The organism is Streptomyces sp. GbtcB7 (assembly GCF_019091445.1).
Classification (GTDB): Bacteria; Actinomycetota; Actinomycetes; order Streptomycetales; family Streptomycetaceae; genus Streptomyces; species Streptomyces mirabilis.
The window spans coordinates 1-230 of record NZ_JAGXJM010000769.1; the positions used below are offsets into that span (position 1 = coordinate 1).

A 230-nucleotide genomic window follows, 5' to 3' on the forward strand; every position below is an offset into this window, starting at 1 on the left:
TCCACCCGCTGCCGGTCGTCGGCGCGGTGGGTGCGGTAGCCGCTGGCGGTCTTCACGTGGCCGCGCTGCACCGCGATGAGCGTGGGCTCGTCGAGCTGCAGCACGATCTGGGCGCCGGGCACCCGCCGCCGGTCCTCGTCGAGGGGCGTGCGCATCCCCTCGGCGAGCGACCCGGCGGGGTCCCGGCAGGCCCCGGGCTCGGAGTGGGGCGCCTCGCCGGCCCGCAGGCC

Annotated in this window: 1 pseudogene; it reads right to left on the reverse strand. The window is 79.1% G+C overall.

The window, feature by feature from the left end:
* Positions 1-230, reverse strand: a pseudogene (locus KVT44_RS57495) (methionine synthase); the annotation flags it as partial.